Raw genomic sequence first — 20293 nt, 5'->3', positions numbered from 1 at the left:
TAGGGAGAGGGGACGGCGGCGTGCTCACGCGCATCGAGATCGACGGGTTCAAGTCCTTCCTGGACTTCGAGCTCGACGTGCCGCCGTTCCTTGCTCTGGTCGGTCCGAATTCGAGTGGTAAGTCCAACTTGCTAGACGCGTTGGACTTCGTTGCGGCGACGGCCCGCACGGGGCAGGACGCGTTGCTCACGGCCAAGCGCGGTCGTGCTCACCAGTTGTTCCATCAGCCCGCCAGAGGTGAGACGAGCGCCAGCTTCCACATCCGTCTGATGTTGCTCACGGAGCATTCCTCTGGCTTGTGGCCGGTCCACCTGGATACCGTGGGGCACCACCCGACGGACCCTGTTGTAGAGCGGTTCGACCCTTACCCCTGGGAGCCTGAGGAACTGGATCGCCTGCCGCAAGCGGTGAAGGCCCGATGCGAGGTCGACGAGTTCACGGTGGATCTCCAGGGATTTCCTCCCATGGAGGCCGCCGAGGCTGTCGATTGGCGCTGGTACGAGCCGGATCCGCGGGCCATGCGGGCCGTGGCGCCATCAGCCGACCGTCGCCCGCTCCTTTCGGATGGGTCCAACTTGGCCGCAGTGCTGGGCAGATTCAGGGAGTCGGAGGTGCTGCACCAACTCACCCTGGATCTGGTGGCTCTCGTCCCGGATGTAATCGGCGTGATGCCCTACCTTGACGAACGTCGACAGGAATGGTCCTTTGACCTACTGGTGGACGGTCAGGGGCAAGTGTCCAGCACTCTCCTGTCCGATGGCACCCTGAGAGTTCTGGGACTGCTGGCGGCCCTGCATGATCCGGACCATCCCGGGGTGCTGCTCATTGAAGAGATCGAGAACGGTCTTCACCCCAGTCGCCTCGCGGAGCTGCTTCGCCGCATTCAGCGATTGGTGACCGATCTCAATGACCCCCGAGCCGTACATCGGCCCTTGCGCCAGGTGATTCTCACGACGCACTCACCCGTGGTGGTTTCTGAGCTGTACCGGCTTCAGCCGAGCGCGTTGGTCTTCTTGGACAGTGCGGCTCGGGTAGATCCACAGCATGAGCGGATGTCACGGGTCACCATCGCCAAGCCCGTTCGAGCCGAAGGGGAGCCCGGTACCTTCGTCTCCCCTCGGCAGGTGCGGAGATACCTCAGCGCGGTGGAGATGCCCGGATGAGCCGTTCATTGGTTCCAGGTCTGGTCGCCGAGGGAGAGACTGATGAGATCTTCCTAGGGATGCTGATCTTCAGGCAGTTGCGTGAACTCACCTGGACGTCCGGTCGCTCTGCGGTGGACGTCGAACCGGCCGTGATCGCTTCCTGCCGGTCCATCCGAGAACAGGAGCGGGTGGCCAAGGCGCTCACGGATCTCGCGAGCGATTGTCATGTGCTCTTTGTACACAACGATCATCGAGAGCGCCGCAAGGCGGAAGCCGTGCAGAACCGGCTGTCCCTCCCCGTGATCGGCTTAATTCCGGTGAAGGAGACCGAGGCATGGTTGCTCGCCGATCGGCAGGTATGGTCAGGGTTCAAAGGAATTGACCTCCGTCCGCTTCCCGTCAGCGCGGGAGACGTTGAGAGGATTCCCGACCCTAAACGGGTCCTGGACCAGGTGGTTGCGCAGCAGAACCGGCCAGTCCGCGATTACTTCGAACACATAGGCAGAAATATCGATCTCGACGTCCTGAGGCAGGTCCCGGCGTATGCCGCCTGGGTCGCCGAGACGGCGAACGTATTGAAAGGACTTGGTTACCTGTGAGCACGCCTACGCTCATGCCGTACGACGAAGCCCTCGCGCGGTTCGAGCCGGTGCTCGGGCTGGAGACGCACGTCGAGCTCGGCACCGCGTCGAAGATGTTCTGCGGGTGCAAGACGACCTTCGGGGCCCCGCCCAACACCCAGGTCTGCCCGACCTGTCTGGCGTTTCCCGGCTCGCTGCCGACGGCCAACGCCGTCGCGATCGAGTCGACGATCCGCATCGGCCTGGCGCTGAACTGCTCGATCGCCGAGTGGTGCAGGTTCGCCCGGAAGAACTACTTCTATCCGGACATGCCGAAGAACTACCAGATCTCCCAGTACGACGAGCCGCTCTGCTTCGACGGCTACCTCGACGTCGAGGTCAACGGGCGGACCGTGCGCGTCGAGATCGAGCGGGTGCACCTGGAGGAGGACACCGGCAAGTCCACCCACGTGGGCGGGGCGACCGGCCGCATCCAGGGCGCCGACTACTCGATCGTCGACTACAACCGCGCCGGCATCCCGCTGGTGGAGATCGTCACCAAGCCGATCGAGGGCACCGAGAGCCTGGCGCCCGAGGTGGCCAAGGCGTACGCGACCGAGCTGCGCGAGATCATGCGCTCGCTGGGCGTCTCCGACGTGCGCATGGAAGAGGGCTCCATGCGCTGCGACGTCAACGTCTCGCTCATGCCCCGCGGCTCGTCCGAGTGGGGCACCCGTACCGAGACCAAGAACGTCAACTCGCTGCGCAGCGTCGAGCGTTCCGTGCGGAGCGAGATCGAGCGGCAGGCGGCGATCCTCGCCGACGGCGGCCGGATCATCCAGGAGACCAGGCACTTCCACGAGGACACCGGCGTCACCACGCCCGGCAGGTCCAAGGAGGAGGCGCAGGACTACCGCTACTTCCCCGAGCCCGACCTGGTGCCGATCGCGCCCGACCCGGCTTGGGTGGCCACGCTCAAGGACGCGCTGCCCGAGCTGCCGTCGGTCCGGCGCAAGCGGCTGCAGGCCGAGTGGGGGGTGTCCGACCTCGACATGCAGGCCATGCACAACGCCGACGCGTTCGACCTGGTCGAGGCTACGGTCGCGGCGGGCGCGCCGGCGGCCGACGCACGCAAGTGGTGGATGGGCGAGCTGGCGCGGCGCGCTAACGAGTCCGCTGTGGCCCTGGCGGACCTGCCCATCACGCCCGCGCAGATCGCCCGCGTCACCGAACTGGTGGCCTCCGGCGCGCTCAACGACAAGCTGGCGCGCGAGGTGCTCGAAGGCGTGCTGGCCGGGGAGGGCTCGCCCGACGAGGTGGTCGAGCAGCGCGGGCTGAAGATCGTCAACGACGAGGGTGAGCTGTCGGCGATCGTCGACCAGGTCCTCGCCGCCAACGCCGACGCGGCCGAGAAGGTCCGCTCCGGGAAGATCGCCGCGGCCGGTGCGCTGGTGGGCGGCGTGATGAAGGCCAGCCGCGGCAAGGCCGACGCCGCTCGGGCCCGCGAGCTGATCCTGGAGAAGCTGGGCGTCTCCGAGTAGGCGATCCGATCGACTCAGGCCCCGTCACCGAGTGAGGTGGCGGGGCCTGTTTGGCTTGGTATCGCCCCGGGCCGAGGTGGTCGTCACCAGGTTGAGCAGGCGGTCGATGAGGTCTTCGTCGCCGGGGGACTGTTCGCTGGCCCAGCCGATCGCGTTGGCCAGCCGGAGCAGGTCTGTGATCTCGACCCCCTCGGGTGCGGAGCCGGCGCGGCGGGCGTGGTCGAGCAGCGCGGCGCCGGTGGCGGTGATCTCCTCGTGGCAGGCCGCCAGCGCACCGTCTGCGGGCCAGGAGGCTAGCTGTGTCGCCACCAGTCCACGCATGGCCGTCGCGTGTACGGCCACCGCCCGCAGCCACGCCCTCAACGCCCCATCCGCCGACACCCCGGCCTGCGCAGACGCGTCGGAGAGTAGTGCCTGCCCCCGTGCGCAGAGTGCCGCCACGTCGTCTTTGATCACTGCCACCAGCAGGTCCTGCAGCGTCGGGAAATGCCGGTAGAGGGTGCCCGGCCCAACCTCGGCCCGTTGCGCCACCTGGTTGAGCGAGGAGTCGGGGCCGTGCTCGGTGAAGACGGCCCTGGCCACTCGTACGATCCGCTCGCGGTTGCGCAGCGCGTCGGCCCGCATCATCTGACGGCTCCTTGGTTGCTAACTGGAGAGGTTCTCCCTATCGTATCGAACCGGAGAAGTTCTCCGCTAATGGGGAGTTGAACACTTGAAGATCGGAATCGCCGTCGGCGACGTACGCGGTCCCGCGACGCTGGAGGAGCTGACCGAGCAGGTCAGGACCGCCGCCGAGCTCGGCTACAGCACCGCCTGGGCCAGCCAGGCGCTCGGCTGGGACGCGCTCACCGCGCTGACCGCCGTGGGCGGGCGGGTGCCGGGCATCGCGCTCGGTACGGCCGTCGTCCCGGTGCCGCAGCGCCATCCGCTGGTGCTGGCCGGTCAGGCGCTCAGCGTTCAGGCCGCCACGGGCAACCGCCTCACGCTCGGGATCGGCGCAGGGATCGCGATGATGGTCGAGTCGATGTACGGCCTGCCCGCCGACAAGCCCGTACGGCGGATGCGCGAATACCTGTCGGTGCTGAGACCTCTGCTACGAGGCGAAAGCGTGGCGCACCACGGCGAATTGCTCACCGCCTCGGGCACGGCCGCCGTGCCCGGCGCGGCGCCGCCCCGGGTGCTGCTGGCGGCGATGGGCCCGGCCATGCTGTCGCTGGCAGGAGAGCTCGCCGATGGCGTGGTGACGTGGATGACCGGCCCGCGCACGCTGGCCGGGCACATCGTGCCGTCCGTCACCAAGGCGGCCGAGTCCGCCGGACGCCCCGCGCCCCGGGTGATCGCCGGACTGGTGGTGTGCGTGACGGACGACGAGGCCGGGGTACGCGGGCGGGTCGCGGAGCAGTTCGGGCTGGCGGGTCAGGTGCCGGAATATCGCGCCATGCTCGACCGCGAAGGCGCGGCCGGACCGCAGGACGTGGTCATCGTGGGCGACGAGGCGGCCGTGGCCGAGCAGATCGGCAGGCTGGCGGACGCGGGCGTCACGGAGTATCTCGCCGCTCCGTTCGGCACCGCCGAGGAACAGCACCGCACCATCCAGGCGGTCGCCGCCCTCGCCACGGGTACCTAGGACGACCGCCCGGCCGGGGCCAAGACGGCGCAGCCACCGTGTGAACTCGTTGTGCCCTGCCCAAAGCTACGAAGCGGAAGCGAGACGACGGGCGGCGTAGTCGTCGAACTCCCGGGCGGTTGTCGAGGGTCCGCGTGCGGCCAGCTCCGCGCGGAACGTCCGGAGCAGCCTCATGCCACGGTCGGTGTCCGCCTGGTCTGCGAGCAGGTCGACCACGGTCCGCGCGGTCGCGCACCCTTCATCCATCCGCCCGCGTCGAAGTTGGGCCGTGGCCACCCGGCCGAGCCATGTCGCCCGGTCGCGCGGGTAGCGATCCCCGTATGAGGTGGCGGCGGCGACCAGCTCGCGCTCGCTGCCCGCGTAGTCCCCCAGGTCGTACAGCGCGCGGCCGAGCTGCGCCGTGATACGCGCCTCGTCCAGCCAGTACGCCCACGGCGGGGAGTCCCCCGACACCGCGCGGTTGAGCAAGGCACCGGCCCGGGTGAGCGCGGCCCGCGCGGTCGCCGGGTCGTCGACCTTCGCGTACGCCCGGCCGACCCGGGCCCAGGTCATCGCCTGCACGACCTCCGGAATCCGGGCCGCCTCCGCCGCGGCGGTGTCCATGAGCTTGGTCGCGTCGGTGAGGCGTCCGGTCGCGTACGCCTGGATAGCCATGAACCCGACGATGTTCACGCCGAGTGCCCGGTCACCGATCGCAGACGCGGAGCGGAGCGCGGCGAGGTAGTACGCCTGGGCGGCGGCGTGCTGGCCCGAGTCGAACGCCGCCCACCCGGCGAGGCGGGCTATCTCCGCGGCCGTGCCGTACAGGCCACGGCCGACGTCCGCCGAGTAGGTGCCGTTCTTCAGCAGCTCGGTGACGAACCGGAAGTCGGCGTGCAGCGCGTCGAGCAGCACCGCCCCGCCGTGCTCATCGTCCATCCGTCGGCGGGCGGCGATGAGCTGTTGAAGCTCGGCGACGAGGGCGGTGCCGACGTGGCGACCGCGTTGTTGAGCGGCGATCCACGGCTCGGGGTTGATCCGCCATTCGTAGACGGGGAGCAGCAGTTCGGCCCCGGCGAGGATGAGGAACTCTCGGCGATCCACGAGCGCCCCTCCTGAAGACCCCTGTCGACGTCTTTGATCACCTCTGCGCCTCGACTTCCATGGGGAGTGTGAAAACGCGAGGTGTTGCCGTACTACCTGGCCGAGTCCGCTGTGCGCCCGGTCCGTTGAGCCCACGCCAGGATCTGGTCTTCCCACCAGTAGTCCATGTTGGCCACCTTGCCGGCGGCCGGCGGGAAGGGCTCCACCTGCTTGGCCCCGGCCGCGCGCTTGCGCCAAGCGTTGACGGTGTTGACGCTCACGCTGAGCAGGGTGGCGACGTCGCTCATAGCGAGCGGCCGAGGACGCGCAGTGAGGTCGGACATGAGCGTCAGTGTATGCGCGTTCGGCGCGCGCTGAAAGAGAGTGCACCTGATTTCGGTACGGTGGGGAGTGTACGACCAGCTCAACCCAGGTCGGGCCCGCCCGGTGCCGGAACACCGAAGCAGGCCCTTGATCCCCGATTCGACATGGTGGGCGGTGCTCGATGAAGAGCTATCCCATTCGCCGCTGCCCAACCTGGTGCGAGATGCTGGTGCACCGCGGCCCGGAGGCCATCGAGCGGCACCAGTGCCGCGTCGCCGACTTGATCCAGGACGGGAGCTACATGTCCGTGTTCCTGGAGCAGCCGAACGTGGAGTGGATGGACGAGCCGCCCATGATCCGCATGGACGCATTCGGCATCTTCGATTGTGCGTTCGACACTGATCTCGTGCTCACGCCCGATCTGGCCGCCGAGATCGTCGAGCTGCTCGACGGCGTCGACGGCCAGGAGGACCTCCGCGAGGCTCTCGCCGAGGCGGTCGCGCTGTCCCGGCTTCGCCCGTCGATTGGCATGTACCTCGCGATGACGGGGCAGCACTGATGGCCGTGCCGTGCCTGGAGTGGTGCCGCGGGCACGGCACGGGCCCGACGTCCGCCGTTACCTCGAATACATTGATCTTTTCAGTGGGCTATCCGCGGTTGTCGAGCGCCCAGACGATGAAGTTCGATTCGCCACTGTGCCGGATCGTCAGCGCTGGCTTGGCAGTCGGCTCTCGTTCACAACTGCCGAGCACACAACATGTTCGGCACATGAGCTGCCCGGCCCGCTGCGTCGCCCCCGTTGTGGCGGGCCGGGTCGGTGGCCCCGTGACTCGTTGGCTTGCAGTCCCGATGTCTGCGGGCGGAGGGACAGCGCGGAGCCACCCTCCACCAGCCGAGGCCCGTATTTCACCACATGCGTTGCGGCCCTAGCTGATGCAGAACTCGTTGCCCTCCGGGTCGAGCAGGGTGATCGCGTAGTAGTCGGGCAGGCCCTCCACCACGAGCACCTTCGACAGCGTCGCCCCCAGCCCGACCAGCCGCTCGGCCTCGGCGTCGAGCTGGGCCCGGCGGACCTCCACCGGCCGGTCCCCGGAGGTGACGGACAGGTCGAGGTGGAGGCGATTCTTGAGCACCTTGCCTTCGGGCACCTTCTGGAACCACAGCCGCGGGCCCACCCCGGCCGGATCGATGACCGAGTCGTAGCCGCCGTCGCCCGTCAGCTCCTCCTCGGGCAGCCCCGGGCGCGCCAGTAGTCCTGCCAGGTGGCGAAGCCCTGCGGGGGCTCTTCCAGCCGGTAGCGCAGCGCCTCGGCCCAGAACCGGGCCAGCTTGTCGGGGTCGGCGCAGTCGAACGACACCTGTATCTTCACGGCCATGCCTGCCATGATGCCCGGCTGGCACGACATAAACGGGGCTCCACCGGTTCGGACAGGCCAGTGGAGCCCCAGAGGAAATCCCACAGGACCGCCGCCTAGTCCTCCTCCCGGGACGCGGGCGTGGCCGGTTCGACGTGGCGCCGTTCCATCAGCTTCCTGAACAGAGGCGCGAGCAGGGCGGCCAGGGAGAGCAGCAGGAGGATCACCGCGATGGGGCTGCGCACCAGCGTCGTCACGTCGCCCCCGCCGATGGCCAGCGCTCGGCGCAGCTGGATCTCCGCCATCGGTCCCAGGATCAGGCCGATGACAGCCGGGGCGACCGGCAGGCCGAAGCGCCGCATCGCGTACCCCAGCAGGCCCAGCAGGAAGAGTGCGACCAGGTCCACCACCGAGCCGTTCAGCGCGTACACGCCGAGCGCGGCGAACAGCACGATCCCCGCGTACAGGTACGGCCGGGGGATGCGCAGCACACGAGCCCACAGCGGCGCCAGGGGCAGGTTCAGCACGAGGAGCATCGTGTTGCCGATGAACAGCGACGCGATCATGCCCCACACCAGGGCCGGGTTGTGGTCGAACAGCTGCGGTCCGGGCTGCAGGCCGTACTGCTGGAAGGCGGCCAGCAGGATCGCGGCCGTCGCGGACGTGGGCAGGCCCAGCGTCAGCAGTGGCACCAGGGTCCCGGCGGCCGAGGCGTTGTTGGCCGCCTCGGGGCCGGCGACGCCCTCGATGGCGCCCTTGCCGAACTCCTCCTTGGCCACGCCGCGTGCCAGCCGCTTCTCGGCCGCGTACGACAGGAAGGTCGGGATCTCGGCGCCGCCGCCGGGCAGCGCGCCGAACGGGAAGCCGAACGCGGTGCCGCGCAGCCAGGGCAGCCACGAGCGGCGCCAGTCGGTACGCCCCATCCAGGCCCGCCCGACCGGTACCACCTCGGGCAGCGAGTGGCGCAGCCGCGAGGCCACGTACAGGGCCTCGCCCAGCGCGAACAGTCCGACGGCCACGACCACCACGTCCACGCCGTCGAGCAGCTGGTCCAGGCCGAGCGTGAGCCGCGCCTGGCCGGTCTGCTGGTCGATGCCGATCAGCCCGATCACCAGGCCGAACCCGAGTGAGGCCAGCCCGCGCACGACCGAGCGCGACAGCACCGACGACACGGCGGTGAAGGCCAGGATCGCCAGCGCGAAGTAGTCCTCGGGCCCGAAGGAGATGGCGAAGCTCACCACGGCGGGGGCTGCCACGACCAGCAGCGCGGTCGCGATCGTGCCCGCCACGAACGAGCCGATGGCCGCCGTGGCCAGCGCCTGCGCCGCCCGCCCGCGCCGGGCCATCTTGTTGCCCTCCAGCGCGGTGATCATCGAGGACGACTCGCCGGGGGTGTTGAGCAGGATGGAGGTGGTCGAGCCGCCGTACATGCCGCCGTAGTAGATCCCGGCGAACATGATGAACGCGCTGGTCGGCGGCACGGTGAAGGTGATGGGCAGGAGCAGCGCCACGGTCATGGCGGGCCCGATGCCGGGCAGTACGCCGACGAGGGTGCCGAGGGTGACGCCGATGAGCGCGTACATGAGGTTGATCGGCGTCAGCGCCCCGGCGAAGCCGTCGAGCAGCAGCTGGAACGATTCCACCTAGATCACCCCCCGCAGCAGCCCACCCGGCAGTGACACGCCCAGGCCCTTGACGAACAGCAGGTACGTGGCGATCCCCAGGACCACCCCGACGCCCGCCGCGCGCAGCTTGTGCTCCGCGCCGAGCACCACCGAGAGGCCGAAGAACAGCAGGCTCGCGGCGATGATCCAGCCGAGCACGTTCAGCACCGCGGTGAACGCCAGGAAGATCCCGCTCACCAGCCCGACGCTGCGCCAGTCGGCGGGGGCGTCCACGTCGACGTCCTCGCTCTCCTCGGGGTCGCCGCTGCCGCCCCTGAGCACGTCGGCCACGTAGAACAGGCCGATGGCGATCATGGAGCAGCCCACCAGCATCGGGAAGAAGCGCGGCCCGATGCCGAGCTGCGAGGCGGCGGCGGACACGTCGAGCGTCCCGAGCACGACGAACACGCCGAGCGCCAGCACGATGACGGCCAACCCCAGCTCGGGCCGCCACCGCCAGCGCCGCTTCTCGCCCTCAGAGGTTGTGGTCTCGGACATCAGGAGACGACACCCAGCTCGGCGATGATGGCCTTGACCTTGGTCTGCTCGGCGTTGAGGTAGTCGGCGAACTGCTGACCGGTCTGGAAGGAGTCGATCCAGCCGTTCTTGGCCACCGCGTCCTTCCACACCTGCGAGTCGTGCATCTTGGTCACCTGGTCGGTCAGCGACTTCTTGGCCGCCTCGTCGAGCCCGCCGGGCGCCACGAAGCCGCGCCAGTTGGTCAGCTCCACGTCCAGGCCGGACTCTTTGAGCGTGGGCGCGTCGAGGTCGGGCAGCCGCTGGGCCGAGGTCACGGCCAGCGCACGCAGCTTGCCGGACTTCACGTGCTCGGCGAACTCGCCGACGCCCGAGATGCCCGCGCTCACCTTGTTGCCGAGCAGCTCGTTCAGGGCCTCGCCGCCGCCCGAGTGGGCGATGTAGTTGACCTGCTTCGGGTCCACGCCCGCGGCCTTGGCCATCAGCCCGGCCGCGATGTGGTCGGTGCCGCCGGCCGAGCCGCCGGAGATGGACACCTTCTTCGGGTCGGCCTTCCAGGCGGCGACCAGGTCGGCCACCGACTTGAACGGGGAGGCCGCCGGGACCACGATGATCTCGTATTCCTCGGTCAGCTTGGCGATCGGCGTCGTCTGGGCCAGGGTGACCTTGGACTTGTTCTGCTCGATGGCGCCCACCATGACCAGGCCCATGGTCATCAGTAGGTTGCCGTTGCCCTTCTCGCCCGCCAGCTGGGCCAGGCCGATCGTGCCGCCCGCGCCGGGCACGTTGAACACCTCGACCTTGCGCTTCGGGTCGACGGACTTGAGCGCCTGCTCGGCCGTACGGGAGGTCTGGTCCCAGCCGCCGCCCGGTGAGGCGGGAGCCATGATGCGCAGCGCGCCCGTGCCTCCGCCGTCAGAACCTGAGCCGGCGCCGCAGCCGGACACCGCGGCGACGGAGAGCGCCGCGACGGCGGCGAGTATGCGGAGACGCATGATCACTCCAAAGGGGGGATTTCACGTTACGGAATACTGGATGGTGAAGTCCGTTGCCGATGGAGTCGACCCTTTTCACGATAGCCGTCATATAGGTCGTATTGGTCGCAATCCCCCTCGCGCCCCCTCGCAACCCCCCTGTGACCTCGGCATGTTTCCATGGTGCGGTGAGACGGGTACGTGACGCCTCCCTCGGAACCCAGCTGTTCGTGCTCCAGATGGTCATCGTGCTGCTAGCCGTCGGAGGCACCGGAGGCGTGTGGGCCGAGCACACGCGCGCGCAACTGGACTCGCTGCACCAGCAGCGAGCGCTGGCGATCGCCCAGTCCGTGGCGGGTCTGCCTCAGGTCCGGGCCGCGTTCAATGTCAAGGATCCGCAAAATGTGCTGCAGCCGCTCGCGCTGAGCGTGCAGCAGTCGACCGGCGCCGATTATGTGGTCATCGCCAACCGCGAGCAGACCCGGTACGCCCACCCCAACGCCGCGCTGATCGGCAAGCGGCTGTCCACCGACGGCACCACGGTGCTGAACACCGGCAAGAGCTGGGTCGGCACCGAAACCGGCACGATCGGCACCACGGTCAGGGGCAAGGCGCCGATCTTCGACGAGTACGGCGACGTCATCGGCCTGGTCTCCGTCGGCGTGCTCCAGACCACGGTCACCGGCCAGCTGGCCGGCGCGCTGCCGCCGCTGGTGTGGACCGCGCTGGCCGTGTTGCTGTCCGGTCTGGCCGCCGCGGCGCTGATCACCGCGCGGGTGCGTCGGCAGACGTTCGGCCTGGAGCCGCGCGAGATCGCCGCGCTGCTGGAGCAGCGCGAGGGCGTGTTGCACGGAGTCAAGGAGGGCGTGCTCGCGCTCGACCTCGCGGGCCGGGTGACGCTGGTCAACGACTCCGCCCGCGAACTGCTCGGCGAGGTGGGAGAGGACCTCACCCAGATGCCGGTCTCCGAGCGGATGCGCGACGTGCTCGGCGGCGCCGACCCCGGGGAGGACCGGATCGTGCTGCACGGCGAGCGGGTGCTGGTTCTCAACCGCACCCCGGTCTCCGTACGCGGCCAGCACCGCGGCTGGGTGGTCACCCTCAGGGATCGCACCGAGCTCGTCCGGCTGGCTCGCGAGCTGGACGACACCAGCAGTGCCACCGGGGCGCTCAGGGCGCAGGCGCACGAGTTCGCCAACCGCATGCACACCGTCGTCGGCCTGCTCGAACTGGGAGAGCACGAGGCCGCGATCGGTTTCATCACCAGCACCACCCGCGGCACGTACATCACCGACCTGCGCGAGCGCGTCCAGTGCCCGACGCTGGCCGCGCTGCTGCTGGCCAAGTCGGCGGAGGCGGCCGAGCGCGGCGTCCTGCTGGTCCTGTCCGAGGATTCCGCCGTGGAGCAGGGCGCGCTGGGCGATCCGCAGGACGCGGTCCTGGTGGTCGGCAACCTGGTGGCCAACGCGATCGACGCGCTCGACGGGGCCACGGGCACGATTGAGGTGTCGGTGCTGACCGACGCCGACGGGCTGCACGTCCGGGTCGGGGACTCCGGTCCCGGGATCGCTCCGGACCTGGTCGAAGAGGTGTTCAGGGAGGGGTTCACCACCAAGGCCGCCCATTCGGGGCCACGCGGGCTCGGCCTGGCGCTGACCCGGCAGGCATGCCTGCGCAGGGGCGGCTGGGTGAAGGTGGGCAACGCGGACGGCGCGGTGTTCACGGCCCTGCTGCCGGCACCGGTTCGTGAGCGGGTGCGATGAGCGAGATCCGGGTGCTGGTCGTGGACGACGACTTCATGGTGGCGCGCATCCACAGCGGCTACGTGGCGCGGGTGCCCGGCTTCCGGGTGGTGGCCGCCGCGCACACGGGGGCCGCCGCGCTCGCCATGGCCGCCGAGCTCCGGCCCGACCTCGTCCTGCTCGACATCTACCTACCCGACATGTCGGGACTTGAGGTGCTCAAGGCGCTGCAGGACGTGGACGTCCTCATGATCAGCGCCGCACGCGACGTGTCCACGGTCAGGGAGGCGATGCGCGGCGGCGCGGTCAACTATTTGATCAAGCCGTTCACCGCCGCCGCGCTGACCGAGCGGCTCCAGCAGTACGTCGACACCCGCAAGCAGCTCACCGCCATCGGCGCGGAGGCCCGCCAGGACGACGTCGACCGGCTCTTCGGCACGCAGCCCGTCGCGGCGCCGCTGCCCAAGGGCCTGTCGTCGGCGACGTGCGCGCTGGTCGCCGACACCCTCCGGACCTGCGGTCGCGACCTGTCGGCGGCCGAGGCCGCCTCGCTCGCGGGACTGTCCCGCGTCAGTGCCCGCCGTTACCTCGAATACCTGTGCGTCGCCGGGCACGCCGAACTCAGGCCCCGGTACGGTACGGCCGGACGCCCCGAACATCGCTACCGGTGGCTAGGTTGACACACTTCCGTAGTCATTTCTCGTGACATATCCCAATGCGCGTGCCTTACTGTTGCCTGAGGATGTGGCTGCGGAGCGGGAGGAGATTGAGGCGTGCGTAACGCCGGACCGATCGAATCGCCGACCGACCCTTTCGCTTCAGTGCCTCTGCCCATGTCAGGCGGTAGCAAGAAGCCACGGGTCGAGGGCTTGCCCCCGGGAGTTTCCCGTGACATCTTCGGGCCGCCCGGTCAGCCGGAACCCCGGCCGGCGACTCCGAGCGTTGCGAACGGATCCAACGGGCAGAACGGCCAGAATGGCCAGAACGGCAGCGGCGCTCTGCCGCCGGTGGCGCCTCCGCCCCAGCCGTGGCCGGTGAACGAGGGGCGCTGGCAGGAACCGCCCGCCCCCGTGTTCGGTGTTTCCGGCTCCGAGCGGCTGCCCGCCTTCATCGACCCGGAGCCGCCCCGCCGCCGTCGCCTCCTGCCCGCGTTGGTGCTGCTCGTGGTGATCCTTGCCGTGCTGGCGTACCTGGTACCGGCCGTACTCATGTCGGGGTCCGTACTGCGAGGCACGCGCGTGGCCGGGGTGGACATCGGCGGGCTCACTGTGACGCAGGCGGCGGACAAGCTCCGCACCGAGCTCGCAGCCAAGCTGAACAAGCCCGTCGTCGTCGACATCGCCGGCCGCAAGGAGACCATCCAGGCCGACGAGGCCGGCCTTGAGCTCGACGTGGTGAGCACGATCGGGCAGGCGCCCAGCGGCTTCCCCGGCCCGGTCGAGGTGTGGAAGGGGCTCACCGGCACCACCGAGCTCCAGCCGAAGATGACCATCGACTCCTCCCAGCTGTCCAGGACCGTCGAGGGCCTGGCGGAGACCTACGACAAGAAGCCGCGCGACGGCCGGGTGGCCTTCAAGAACGGGCAGCCGGTCTCGTCGGAGCCGCGCGACGGCGTGGTGATCGATCGGCCCGACGCCGTCCGCGTGATCACCGACGCCTTCCTGCGCGGCGGCGACTCCGCCGTCCTCACGCTCAGGCCCGCCAAGCCCGACACCACGCCGACCGCCCTCAAGCAGGCCGAGGCCGCCGCCAAGCGGGCCGTCGCCGCGCCCCTCACGCTGAAGCTCGGCGCCAAGCAGGCCCAGCTGCTCCCGGCCGTGATCGCCGCCAACCTGACCTTCGTCTCCGACGACGAGGGCGGGCTGACCCCGCAGTTCAACGCCGCGGCGGCGCTCTCCTCGGTGGAGAGCAAGCTCGTCGACGCGGCGCAGGCGCCGCAGGACGCCACCTACCAGATCGTCAACGGCAAGCCAGTGCTGGTCCCCGCCCACCGCGGCAGGGGGATCGACGCCAAGCAGCTGGCCCGCGACGTGGCCAAGGTGGTCAGCGGCAACGGCGCGCGGATCATCCCCGTGACCCTGTCGGTGGTCCCGCCGAAGGTGACCACCGAAGAGGTGACGGGGCTCGGCATCAAGACGAACATCGCCGAGTTCACCACGACCTTCGACTGCTGCCTGCCCCGCGTGACGAACATCCAGCGGATGGCGGCCCAGGTCGACGGCTACCTGGTGAAGCCGGGGGAGACGTTCTCGCTCAACGAGGCCGTGGGCGAGCGCACCGTCGAGGGCGGCTACGTCCAGGCGGGGCAGATCGTCGGCGGCCGGATGGTGCCCATCGTCGGCGGCGGTGTCTCGCAGTTCGCCACCACGATGTACAACGCGGCCTTCTTCGGCGGGTTCGACGACGTCTCCCACACGCCGATGGACTACCACGCCGCCCGCTACCCGGCCGGTCGTGACGCCGCCCTGCTGTACCCGGACCTGGACCTCAAGTGGCGCAATGACTCCGACTTCGGCGTGCTGATCAAGACGGTGTCGACCGGGACCTCGGTCTCCGTGCAGCTGTGGAGCACCAAGCGGTACGACAAGATCGACGCTGTCGAGTCGGAGAAGCGGGACTTCACCCCCTTCCGCCGCGAGACCAGCTCCGCCCCCGGGTGCATGGCCACGGTCGGCGAGCAGGGGTTCACGATCGATGTGACCCGCGTGTTCATCAAGGACGGCAAGGAACTCAAGCGGGACAAGAAGCTGACCACGAAGTACCGGCCGCAGGCGCAGACCACGTGCGTCGCTGGTAACTAGCGCGGATACCCCCTTCGGGGGAGCGGATGAAGGCGGTCCGTCGTGGCTGGGTTGCCTGGGGGAACCTGGCGGCTAGGAGCGACTTGGGTTCACGGACAGGATGCGGTCGTCGCCGTCCCTGGGTTCACCCCGGCCATCCTTGTTGCTGGTGGACAGCCACAGCGTGCCGTCGGGGGCCGTGGCCAGGCCGCGGAGCCGGCCGTACGTGTCGGTGAAGTGGGCGACCGGCGTGCCGGGCGAGCCGTCCTGGCTGAGGGGGATCTGCCACAGGCGCTCCCCGCGCAGCGCGGCCACCCAGAGCGAGCCGGCCGCGTAGGCCGCGCCGGACGGTGAGGCCTCCGACGTGGGCCAGGTGATGATCGGGTTGACGAACCTCGGGTCGTCGCCCTTGCCCTCCACCTCGGGCCAGCCGTAGTTGGCGCCCGGCTTGATGAGGTTGACCTCGTCGAAGGCGTTCTGGCCGAACTCCGAGGCGTACAACCGGCCCGCCGGGTCCCAGGCCAAGCCCTGGACGTTGCGGTGGCCCAGGCTGTAGACGAGCGTGCCGAACGGGTTGCCGGGCGCGGGGGCGCCGTCCACCGTCATGCGCAGGATCTTGCCGCCGAGGGAGTCACGCCGCTGGGCGAGCTGCCGGTCGCCCGTCTCGCCCGTGGTGGCGTACAGGAAGCCGTCGGGCCCGAACGCCAGCCGGCCGCCGTTGTGGATGGCGCCCTTGGGGATGCCCCGCAGGATGACCTTCGGGTCGGACACGGTGTCGCCGGTGAAGCGGTAGCGGACGATCCGGTTGTCGTCGGCGGCGGTGAAGTAGACGAAGACCTGATCCCCCTTGACCGCCACGCCCATCAGCCCGCCCTCGCCGTCGGGGGTGACCCCGGCGATGCGGCCCACCTCGGCGACCTGGCCCGCCCGCGTCACGCGCAGCAGCCGGGCCGTGTCGCGCTCGGTCACCAGCGCGTCGCCGCCTGGGACGAAGGCGATCCCCCACGGCACCGCCAGATCACGCGCCACCGTCTTCGGCTCACCGGGCGGCGGCGCGGCGGCGACGGCCGCGTCCGGCACCGCCCCTCCGGCACTGGAGCAGGCGGTCAGCACAGCGGTCAGCAGGGCGAGCGGCATCAGGGTCATGAGCTTTCTCATGTGGTTCATACTTCCTCCCTAGCCGTAAGGTTCTCGGCATGAGGATCTGGGTCCCGTCTGATGCCGTTGCCAGGGTTTTGACCGATCTGCCCGGAGTGGAATGCGACATTTATGACGGTACGGGGCCAGTTCCCGAGGGTGTAGGCCAGGTGGAGGTGTGGATCCCGCCGCTGGTCACCGTGCCGGACGTGCCGGGCCTGCTGGCCGCGATGACCTCGCTGCGCCTCGTACAGACCGTGACCGCGGGCGTGGAACCGTACCGGCCCCACATGCCGGACGGCGCGGTGCTGTGCAACGCGCGCGGCGTGCACGACGCCGGGACTGCCGAGTGGGCGGTCGGCGCGATGATCGCGGTGCTGCGGGAGTTCCCGGGGTTCGTCGACGCGCAGCGCCAGGGGGAGTGGACCTACCACCACACGGACGTACTGGCCGATTCCACCGTGCTGATCGTGGGCTACGGCTCCATCGGGGCGGCGCTGGAGCGGCGGCTCGGCGGTTTTGAGGTCGAGGTCGTCCGGGTGGCCAGGAGCGCGCGTGACGGCGTGCATCCCCTCGACGAACTGCCCGCGCTGCTCCCGGCCGCCGACGTTGTGGTGCTCCTCGTGCCCGCCACCTCGGAGACCGCCGGGATGGTCGACGCCGGGTCCCTGGCCCGGATGAAGGACGGCGCGGTGCTGGTCAACGCGGCGCGCGGCGGCGTCGTCGACACCGACGCCCTCGTCGCGGAGCTGAAGACCGGCCGGCTGCGGGCGGCCCTGGACGTGACCGCCCCCGAACCCCTGCCGGCGGGCCATCCCCTGTGGAGCGCGCCCGGCCTCCTGATCACCCCGCACATCGCGGGCAGCACCCCCGCGTCGGGGCGGCGCATGCTGCGCCTGATGCGCTCGCAGCTCCTCCGCTACCTGTCCGGTGAGCAGCTGAACAACATCATCACCGACACGTATTGAGAGGATTCCGGAACGTGGCTGGCCCGTGACCTTCGGTGCGTACGGTTGCCTCTAATTGAGGATTCCTGACTCGCTGTCAAGTGAATCTTCGGGGCAATTGGTCTGTGTGGTTATCAGATCGGTGACGACATCGCTGTTGTCACCACCCGCACACCCGCAAACGCACACACTGGCGATGTGATCGACCGGACTTCGGCGATCACTGGACAGCGTTCGAGACGGGATGGGCTAACGACTGTGATCCGCTGGCGTGATCCACGGGCACCGCTGACCGCCGCGGCGGCGTTCGGTGCGGCGGGGTTCGCGGCTGCGCTCCTTGCGGGCGGCCCGGCTCTGCTCACCGGCGCGATCTCCGGACTCCTCGCGGCGGTGCTCGCCGCGATCTCCCTGCTCGTCGCCTCGGTCAAACTGAACGAGCACCGCTCGACCGCGATGGGCGCCCGCTGGATGGGCAGTGGCGCCATCGTCTGGGCCGCCGGAGTCGGGGTGCGTCCGATCGCCGACACCTCCAGCGTCGCGGTGAGTTTCGCGGACCTGCTCGTGCTGCTCGGCGTGGTGCTCACCGCGGGCGGCGTCCTCATCGCGGCCCGGCGCAGGCTGCCCGCCACCGTGGTGCTGCGCCACGTCACCGGCGCCTACCTGTGCGCCGCCTCACTCTTCGTGATCGCCTGGGTGGTGGCGCTGCGGCAGGTCTACGCCGAGGCCGCCGACCCGGCGATGTTCACCTTCGCCATGCTGCCACCGATGATCGCGCTGCTGGTGACCTGCGCCGTGATCCCCTCCGTGATCACCAGCAGGACCGCGGCCTGGCCGCTCGGCCTCGCGGGCACCGGCGTGCTCGCCACCACCTCGGTCGCCGGGGTGGCGGCCGCGACCGCGCGCCTCACCGGCGGTGTGCCGCCGACGTGGAGCATCATGATCGCGCCCGTCGCGTTCCTGCTCCTGGCCGCCGTGCCCTGGGGGCCGCGCCCCGCCGAGCCGCAGACCCGCGCGAGCGGCAGTGGCATCGGCAACCTGATCGCGACGGTGCCGATGGCGCTGGTCGCGGTCGCGACCTGCACGCTGCTCGTACACCTGGTGGGCGGCCAGCCACAGACGCCGGTCACCGGCGTCGTCGTGCTCATCGCCTCGGTGGTCCTGCTCCTGGTCGTACGCCTCTTCGTGCTCGCCGCCGCCAACATCCGGCTGCGCAGGAAGGTCTCGCTCGGCGACCGGCAGCTCCGGGAGCTGGCCGAGAGCACCGGCGACGTGGTGTTCATCTGCGACTACGACGGTCTCATGTACGAGATCGGCGCCGGGATGCAGGTGACCTACGGCTACCGCCCCGAAGATCTCGTCGGCGGGTCGATCTTCGACTACATCCACCCCGAAGACGTCCCCGGCATCCAGGCCGCGCTGAACGCGATGGGCCTCGACGACGAGGGCGCCACGTCCGGCGCCTGTCTGATCGCCTGCCGCGTGCGCGCGGCCGACGGCACCTGGCGGCCCACCGAGTCCGTCGCCACCCGCCATGTGGGCGGTGAGGACCAGCTGCTGGTGACCACCCGGGACGTGAGCGACGAGGAGGCCCTGCGCAACCAGGTCGCCCACCTGACCTTCCACGATGGCGTCACCGGGCTGCCCAACCGCTCCTACTTCGAGGAGCGCACGCGCGAGGTGCTGTCCGGCCGGATGTCCGGCCACGTGGCGGTGATCTTCCTCGACCTCGACGGGTTCACCTCCGTCAACGACTCCGTGGGCCATGCCAGCGGCGACTACCTGCTCGGGCAGGCCGCGCGTAGGCTGCGCGGGGCCGTACGCCCCGACGACACGCTCGCCCGGTGGGGCGGCGACGAGTTCGCGGTGCTGCTGGAGACCGGCGGTGAGGCGCAACCGGCGGTCGACCTGGCCGAGCGGTTGGTCAGGGCGGTCTCGCAGGAGCCGTTCCGGGTGGCCGACCGTGACGTGGCGCTGACCGCGAGCGTAGGGGTGGCCTTCGTCGAGGAGGACATGCCCTCCGGCGATCTCATCCGCAACGCCGACGTGGCCATGGCCAGGGCCAAGGAGCTGGGCGGGCGCCGGGTGGAGGTGTTCGCCGCGCAGATGCACGCCGACGTGGTGCGCAGGCTGGAGCTGGCGGCCGACCTGCAGCGGGCGCTGATCGAGCACCAGTTCGCCATCGAATACCAGCCGGTCGTCGACCTGGCCACCTCCCGGGTGACCGCGGTGGAGGCGCTGGTGCGGTGGTGGCGCGGCTCGGAGTTCGTCCCGCCGGACCAGTTCCTCGGCCCGGCCGAGGACACCGGCCTGATCGTGCCGCTGGGCGAGTGGATCCTGCACGAGGCGTGCCGCGAGGTGGCCGCCTGGCGGGCCTCCTCCTGGGACATCGGGCTGTCGCTCAACCTGTCGGCCCGCCAGATCACCGCGCCGCGCTTCGTCGAGACGGTCGAGGAGGCGCTCGCCGAGAGCGGGCTGCCCGCCTCCGCCCTCACCCTTGAGGTGATCGAGGAGATGCTCGTCGAGGACGCCGAGGAGACGGTCAAGCGGCTGTCCGAGCTGCGCGCTCTGGGCGTACGCCTGGCCATCGACGACTTCGGCACCGGCTACGCCTCGCTGGCGTTCCTCAGGCAGCTCCCGGTCGACATGATCAAGATCGACCCGTCGTTCGTGTCCGGGCTGGGCCGCGACGAGACCCTGACCCTGCTCACCCGCACGATCGTCCGGCTCGGCCACGACCTGGGCCTCATCGTGGTGGCCGAGGGCATCGAACGCCCCGAGCAGCTCGAACTCCTGCGGGAAATGGGCTGCACCAGGGGCCAGGGTTTCCTGGTGGCGCGCCCGATGGCGGCTCGCGGAGTGGACTCGCTGATGAGGACCAGTCTCACGGTTTGAGACATCTGTCCCAAGAAGTTGACATCAGGGCCCGCACAGGGGCTAAGGTGTGGCCATGCTTCGCAGT

At 69.8% G+C, this 20293-nt stretch carries 19 protein-coding genes; 10 read left to right on the top strand and 9 right to left on the bottom strand.

All coding sequences use genetic code 11. The features are described 5' to 3' along the window. Positions 1-20 precede the first annotated feature (20 nt). From AB0L53_RS20050 to gatB, 3 genes are read left to right on the top strand one after another with little or no spacing between them, the layout of a single operon-like run. Positions 21-1163 carry an AAA family ATPase gene (locus AB0L53_RS20050; protein ID WP_363995656.1) on the top strand — a complete coding sequence of 381 codons (1143 nt, stop codon included), beginning with the start codon at positions 21-23 and terminating at the stop codon, positions 1161-1163. After that, positions 1160-1744 (top strand): hypothetical protein, encoded by a 585-nt coding sequence (locus AB0L53_RS20045; protein ID WP_363995653.1) that lies wholly within the window; start codon positions 1160-1162, stop codon positions 1742-1744. Before AB0L53_RS20050 ends, AB0L53_RS20045 begins: the two co-directional genes overlap by 4 nt. A 14-nt stretch (positions 1745-1758) precedes the next feature. Next, complete coding sequence (gatB, locus tag AB0L53_RS20040; protein ID WP_363996246.1) at positions 1759-3246, top strand: Asp-tRNA(Asn)/Glu-tRNA(Gln) amidotransferase subunit GatB; 1488 nt, start codon at positions 1759-1761, stop codon at positions 3244-3246. A gap of 24 nt (positions 3247-3270) precedes the next feature. On the opposite strand, the gene AB0L53_RS20035 is transcribed toward gatB, so the two are convergent. Then, positions 3271-3873, bottom strand: a complete 603-nt coding sequence (locus AB0L53_RS20035) for a TetR/AcrR family transcriptional regulator (protein WP_363995650.1) — start codon at positions 3871-3873, stop codon at positions 3271-3273. Positions 3874-3958: 85 nt separating this feature from the next. On the opposite strand from AB0L53_RS20035, the gene AB0L53_RS20030 reads away from it, so the two are divergent. Continuing rightward, positions 3959-4873, top strand: coding sequence for a TIGR03564 family F420-dependent LLM class oxidoreductase (locus AB0L53_RS20030; RefSeq protein ID WP_363995648.1), 915 nt, complete (start codon positions 3959-3961; stop codon positions 4871-4873). A 66-nt stretch (positions 4874-4939) separates the two neighbouring features. On the opposite strand, the gene AB0L53_RS20025 is transcribed toward AB0L53_RS20030, so the two are convergent. Both AB0L53_RS20025 and AB0L53_RS20020 read right to left on the bottom strand, forming a co-directional pair. Continuing rightward, positions 4940-5956 carry a hypothetical protein gene (locus AB0L53_RS20025; RefSeq protein ID WP_363995645.1) on the bottom strand — a complete coding sequence of 339 codons (1017 nt, stop codon included), beginning with the start codon at positions 5954-5956 and terminating at the stop codon, positions 4940-4942. Between the two features lie 92 nt (positions 5957-6048). Continuing rightward, positions 6049-6279 (bottom strand): hypothetical protein, encoded by a 231-nt coding sequence (locus AB0L53_RS20020; RefSeq protein ID WP_363995642.1) that lies wholly within the window; start codon positions 6277-6279, stop codon positions 6049-6051. Between the two features lie 203 nt (positions 6280-6482). Between AB0L53_RS20020 and AB0L53_RS20015 the strand changes: the two genes are divergently transcribed. Beyond that, on the top strand, positions 6483-6818 hold the full coding sequence (locus AB0L53_RS20015; protein WP_363995639.1) for a hypothetical protein: 336 nt from the start codon (positions 6483-6485) through the stop codon (positions 6816-6818). Positions 6819-7185: 367 nt separating this feature from the next. Here the strand turns inward: AB0L53_RS20015 and AB0L53_RS20010 are convergent, their stop codons facing one another. From AB0L53_RS20010 to AB0L53_RS19990, 5 genes are all read right to left on the bottom strand, one after another. Then, entirely contained in the window at positions 7186-7434 is a 249-nt protein-coding gene (locus AB0L53_RS20010; RefSeq protein ID WP_363995636.1) for a VOC family protein, read from the bottom strand. A gap of 41 nt (positions 7435-7475) precedes the next feature. Continuing rightward, positions 7476-7634, bottom strand: a complete 159-nt coding sequence (locus AB0L53_RS20005) for a VOC family protein (protein WP_363995633.1) — start codon at positions 7632-7634, stop codon at positions 7476-7478. A 95-nt stretch (positions 7635-7729) separates the two neighbouring features. Beyond that, positions 7730-9256, bottom strand: a complete 1527-nt coding sequence (locus AB0L53_RS20000; protein WP_363995630.1) for a tripartite tricarboxylate transporter permease — start codon at positions 9254-9256, stop codon at positions 7730-7732. Beyond that, positions 9257-9775 carry a tripartite tricarboxylate transporter TctB family protein gene (locus AB0L53_RS19995; protein ID WP_363995627.1) on the bottom strand — a complete coding sequence of 173 codons (519 nt, stop codon included), beginning with the start codon at positions 9773-9775 and terminating at the stop codon, positions 9257-9259. It lies immediately after the preceding gene. Next, positions 9775-10749 (bottom strand): tripartite tricarboxylate transporter substrate binding protein, encoded by a 975-nt coding sequence (locus tag AB0L53_RS19990; RefSeq protein WP_363995624.1) that lies wholly within the window; start codon positions 10747-10749, stop codon positions 9775-9777. The genes AB0L53_RS19995 and AB0L53_RS19990 overlap by 1 nt, the downstream gene beginning before the upstream one ends. Before the next feature lie 167 nt (positions 10750-10916). Between AB0L53_RS19990 and AB0L53_RS19985 the strand changes: the two genes are divergently transcribed. The 3 genes from AB0L53_RS19985 to AB0L53_RS19975 all read left to right on the top strand — a co-directional run bounded on the left by AB0L53_RS19985 (position 10917) and on the right by AB0L53_RS19975 (position 15271). Next, positions 10917-12491 (top strand): sensor histidine kinase, encoded by a 1575-nt coding sequence (locus AB0L53_RS19985; protein ID WP_363995621.1) that lies wholly within the window; start codon positions 10917-10919, stop codon positions 12489-12491. Continuing rightward, positions 12488-13150 carry a response regulator gene (locus AB0L53_RS19980; protein ID WP_358178501.1) on the top strand — a complete coding sequence of 221 codons (663 nt, stop codon included), beginning with the start codon at positions 12488-12490 and terminating at the stop codon, positions 13148-13150. The genes AB0L53_RS19985 and AB0L53_RS19980 overlap by 4 nt, the downstream gene beginning before the upstream one ends. A 354-nt stretch (positions 13151-13504) precedes the next feature. Then, positions 13505-15271, top strand: coding sequence for a VanW family protein (locus AB0L53_RS19975; protein WP_363995617.1), 1767 nt, complete (start codon positions 13505-13507; stop codon positions 15269-15271). A gap of 72 nt (positions 15272-15343) precedes the next feature. Here the strand turns inward: AB0L53_RS19975 and AB0L53_RS19970 are convergent, their stop codons facing one another. Further along, entirely contained in the window at positions 15344-16417 is a 1074-nt protein-coding gene (locus AB0L53_RS19970; protein WP_363995614.1) for a PQQ-dependent sugar dehydrogenase, read from the bottom strand. 140 nt (positions 16418-16557) lie between these two features. On the opposite strand from AB0L53_RS19970, the gene AB0L53_RS19965 reads away from it, so the two are divergent. Next, positions 16558-17355 carry a 2-hydroxyacid dehydrogenase gene (locus AB0L53_RS19965; RefSeq protein WP_363995611.1) on the top strand — a complete coding sequence of 266 codons (798 nt, stop codon included), beginning with the start codon at positions 16558-16560 and terminating at the stop codon, positions 17353-17355. A gap of 237 nt (positions 17356-17592) precedes the next feature. Then, a complete protein-coding gene (locus tag AB0L53_RS19960; RefSeq protein WP_363995608.1) occupies positions 17593-20226 on the top strand; it encodes an EAL domain-containing protein in 2634 nt (877 codons plus the stop codon). Positions 20227-20293 lie beyond the last annotated feature (67 nt).

The sequence above is a fragment of the Nonomuraea sp. NPDC052129 genome, from assembly GCF_040680095.1.
GTDB lineage: Bacteria > Actinomycetota > Actinomycetes > Streptosporangiales > Streptosporangiaceae > Nonomuraea.
Note: the sequence above shows the minus strand (reverse complement) of the source record. Positions and strands in the feature narration are given on the sequence as shown.